The 673-nt window shown below is 47.8% G+C and carries 1 protein-coding gene; it reads left to right on the top strand.

The window, feature by feature from the left end; all coding sequences use genetic code 11:
• Positions 1 to 673: ester cyclase (locus KIV40_RS34630; RefSeq protein ID WP_285353982.1), on the top strand; the 673-nt coding region annotated here is incomplete at both ends.

Here is a 673-nt window from a genome sequence, read left to right as displayed (position 1 = left end):
TTTTAACGCTCACTCCTCAGAGCGTACTCAAGTCGCTCACGAGATGCTAAACGCAGACGTTAAATGGTGCGTCGCTCACCCAATTAATGACGTATCTGGTGTCGATGCGACCGAGCAAGCATTCTTATTGCCTCTAGTAACCTCGTTGCCTGATGTTGAACGACGTCCATCAATTGTTATGCAAGGTGAATACGAGGGCCGTACTTGGATTAACTCTACCGGTTATTTTGTCGGTACATTTGCCCAGCCGTTATTTGGCATTCCAGCAACAGGAAAAACGCTCTACTTGCGCTACACCGAAATGGTTTGTATCCAAGAAGGTCAAATTGTCGAATCCTACCTAATACCAGATTTTATTGATGCCATGAACCAAGTGGGTGTTAATCCGTTACGAGCGAGCCTAGGCCATGCTGGATTAGTCCCTGCCCCAGCGACTCAAGATGGCATCTATACAGGTAGCGTCGACACAGAAGAGAGTGAGAAGAGCCAGAAGTTAGTGCTAGATATGTTGGCTTGCTTGGGCCGATTTGACGGAAAGCGTCTTGATTCAATGGATCTAGAAAGCTACTGGCATGACGATTTTATGTGGTACGGGCCTGCTGCAATTGGTACGACACGTGGAATCCAAGGTTTCCGGGACCACCATCAAGGACCGTTTGTCTTTGCCTTCCCT

It is taken from the genome of Vibrio sp. D173a (assembly GCF_030248475.1).
Note: the sequence above shows the minus strand (reverse complement) of the source record. Positions and strands in the feature narration are given on the sequence as shown.